Annotated in this window: 4 protein-coding genes; 1 reads left to right on the forward strand and 3 read right to left on the reverse strand. The window is 40.1% G+C overall.

Going from position 1 to position 2,863, the window contains the following annotated elements:
* Positions 1-139 precede the first annotated feature (139 nt).
* Together F6K52_RS34930 and F6K52_RS34935 are read right to left on the reverse strand one after the other, a co-directional pair.
* Complete coding sequence (locus F6K52_RS34930) at positions 140-730, reverse strand: hypothetical protein (protein ID WP_293089572.1); 591 nt, start codon at positions 728-730, stop codon at positions 140-142.
* Between the two features lie 207 nt (positions 731-937).
* Positions 938-1,273 carry a XisI protein gene (locus F6K52_RS34935; RefSeq protein WP_293089574.1) on the reverse strand — a complete coding sequence of 112 codons (336 nt, stop codon included), beginning with the start codon at positions 1,271-1,273 and terminating at the stop codon, positions 938-940.
* 235 nt (positions 1,274-1,508) lie between these two features.
* Here F6K52_RS34935 and F6K52_RS34940 point away from each other — a divergent pair, with 235 nt between their 5' ends.
* The gene (locus F6K52_RS34940) at positions 1,509-2,150 is read left to right on the forward strand and encodes an LON peptidase substrate-binding domain-containing protein (RefSeq protein ID WP_293089576.1); all 642 of its coding nucleotides are present in this window, start codon (positions 1,509-1,511) and stop codon (positions 2,148-2,150) included.
* A 156-nt stretch (positions 2,151-2,306) separates the two neighbouring features.
* On the opposite strand, the gene F6K52_RS34945 is transcribed toward F6K52_RS34940, so the two are convergent.
* On the reverse strand, positions 2,307-2,863 hold a 557-nt coding region (locus F6K52_RS34945), incomplete at its 5' end, for a prephenate dehydratase domain-containing protein (protein ID WP_293089577.1).

Genomic DNA, 2,863 nt, shown 5'->3' on the forward strand with positions numbered 1-2,863 from the left:
TCATTAGCCCACTAAATCCATCGATTTTAATATTAGGCGGCTTCATTGTGGTGAAAACTTGCTCTTTATATTCTTTTCTACTGTAACTTCCCGCTAATTTCATTAATGCTCCGGCTCCAATCATTAGATTTGATGCTGTTTATAGCTCTAGTTTTACCTGATTTAAGTTCTTAACTTTTATCGATTTTTCAAACCGCAGCAAGCAGAGGATTAAACCCTGGAAAAATATCAAGAATATCCAAGGGAATTTCTTCCAAATTAGCAATGGCTTAAATTCCGGGTTGACCAATGTATCTAATTTACCTAAAGTCCATTTATTAGCGCTGTTTTTAGTCAGTTCCAAAAATGTGACATATCCGGTTAAAGCACTATATAACAAAATATATTCTGGCCATTCTGTTAAAACATACTGGATATCAAAGTAATTGTTGAATTCTTCAATTTCCTGTTGCTTAACAGATTTAACTTTCCCCTCTGAATTCAATAATTCAATTGCTGATATTTGATTGGCGTTTTCAACCCTAGCGTTACTTTCAAATAGAGTAAGGAGATTGCCCATCTCTTTATATTTTTTTTGTGATTGAAAGTATTGTTGCAATAGTTTTACTTTTTCTATAATATTTTTTTTAGCTTTTTCATTTATTTTGTATTGACTGCATAGAGTCTGAGGACAAAGCAAAGTAAGCGTTTTATTTTCATTGATAAATACCGTTTCTTTTCCAGAATTCATTGTTTTGATGATCTTCAGAACTTGCATTTTTTTGGATATTACTTTCAAAAAAATCAGGATCTTCCGGACTTACTATACCAAACGGTTAGTTAAAACTACTCCAAAGCTATACCTGGATTTTATCCCTCAACATTACAACTGTAAGCTTTTTGCATTGAAGTCTTTTGTCTGATAACTGCGGCGAGGTCTGATGGCAGCGTTACTATCTCAAGCGACACCATAGTCAGTGTACTGGCGTTTATAAGGAGCCTGTAAACCCAAGACAATATCTTCTCGTGGAACGCCCATCTCAACTAACTCCTCAGCAGGATTGAGATCTGTGAGATTTTGCTGGAGCCAAATTTTTCCGTCTTTGATATCTAAATGCACTATAGAACGGTAAATCCGATTACAATCTTCCCAACCCACATTCATCCACTGGTAATTATCCCGATCAGTATCAAAAATGAGTTGTACTTCCACCTCATCATTTGAAACATCATCCTTGGCGTAGTCGTTCAGTAATCTCTGAACGTACTGGCGGTATTGAGCTACTTTATCCATTCAACAATCACCTCTTTGGCTGAATCATACACAATTATCAAGACCTGATACCGTTGTATCGAAGTTGGACGTTATCACTGCTATTGCTGACAAGCTCAACCCTACACTCCCCTACCCTCGCGAGTCTAGCTAGGTCACTACAAAAGACTACAGGAAGAATTATGACGTGGAGTGTCAAACACAAAATCCGTTACAGTATGTAAATAAGCGCAGTTACCTTTTCAACCCAGGCACAATGGTATCCTCTTCCTCGATTGCTGTCAGAGAACTCCCCATCTTTCCCCTACCTGAAGTCGTTTTATTTCCTGGACGCCCTCTGCCGTTACACATTTTTGAATTTCGCTACCGAATCATGATGAACACGATTTTGGATAGCGATCGCAGATTTGGTGTCTTAATGTGGGATCCTGTTAAACAGGAACCAGCTACAGTTGGCTGTTGCGCTGAAATTATCCACTTTCAGCGTCTTCCCGATGACCGAATGAAAATAGTAACCTTAGGTCAGCAGCGGTTTCGGGTCTTAGAGTACGTTCGTGAAAAGCCCTATCGGGTTGGACTAGTGGAATGGATTGAAGACCAGCCACCTGCTAAAGACCTCAAACCAAAGGCACAAGACGTCGCACAGTTATTGCGGGATGTTGTGCGTCTTTCCGCTAAGTTGACCAACCAGAAAATTGAGCTACCAGAAGACCTGCCCGATCTACCGATTGAGTTGTCTTATTGGGTTGCTAGTAATCTGTATGGCGTAGCCTTAGAACAGCAGGCACTTTTAGAGACCCTAGACACGGAAAAACGTCTAGAACGGGAAACAGAAATTCTCACTTCTACTCGCAATCACTTAGCAGCACGCACTGTACTCAAAGATGCCTTAAATTAAGCTTTGATTATAAGCTTAAGAGAGAATAGACCTCGTAGAATTATTAATTTCTTGATAATGTTTTCATCAATTATTTTCCCTTCCCTTGTCTGAAGTTCCCTAATCCCTATTCGGTGCTTCCAGCGCTATAACAACATTTTTGTTTACAGCTGACGGTTAACTGTTTACAGTCGAATTATCGACAGTTATCAGGGTGTAGCTGCCAAAAATCTTGAGGATTTCCTGATCAGGAATTATTTCCTCAAGAGCAGCTTTAAATAATGGTGCATAGAGGTCTGATTCCAGTTCAATAAAGAATATGTACTCACCAAGTAATCGCTTGGTGGGACGAGACTCAATCCGACTTAAATTAATACCTCGACGGGCAAATACCTGGAGTGGTTTAGACAATGATCCAGGTATATTAGCAGGAGGACTAAATGCTAAGGAGGTATGACTACCTCCAGGAGATGGCTGTAAACTCAGCACCCAAAACCGGGTGAAATTATCGGGATAGTCATTAATGGCAGATGCGAGTACTGGTAGAGTGTAAAGCTTTGCTGCTCGTTCAGATGCGATCGCTACTTCATTGTGATCTTTGTCCAAACACTGTAGCGCTTCAGTAGTGGAGTTGGTCGCTACCAGTTGCACTGATGGCAGAAAATGCTCTAACCACCCCTGACACTGAGCCAGAGCTTGAGGATGGGAATAAACAATTTTAATGTCTGCCATGG

Source organism: Moorena sp. SIO3H5, assembly GCF_010692395.1.
In the GTDB taxonomy this organism is placed as follows: domain Bacteria; phylum Cyanobacteriota; class Cyanobacteriia; order Cyanobacteriales; family Coleofasciculaceae; genus Moorena.

Coding starts and splice junctions, on each gene's coding strand:
- F6K52_RS34930 (WP_293089572.1), bottom strand. CDS start 730: ATGAATTCTGGAAAAGAAACGGTATTTATCAATGAAAATAAAACGCTT.
- F6K52_RS34935 (WP_293089574.1), bottom strand. CDS start 1,273: ATGGATAAAGTAGCTCAATACCGCCAGTACGTTCAGAGATTACTGAAC.
- F6K52_RS34940 (WP_293089576.1), top strand. CDS start 1,509: ATGGTATCCTCTTCCTCGATTGCTGTCAGAGAACTCCCCATCTTTCCC.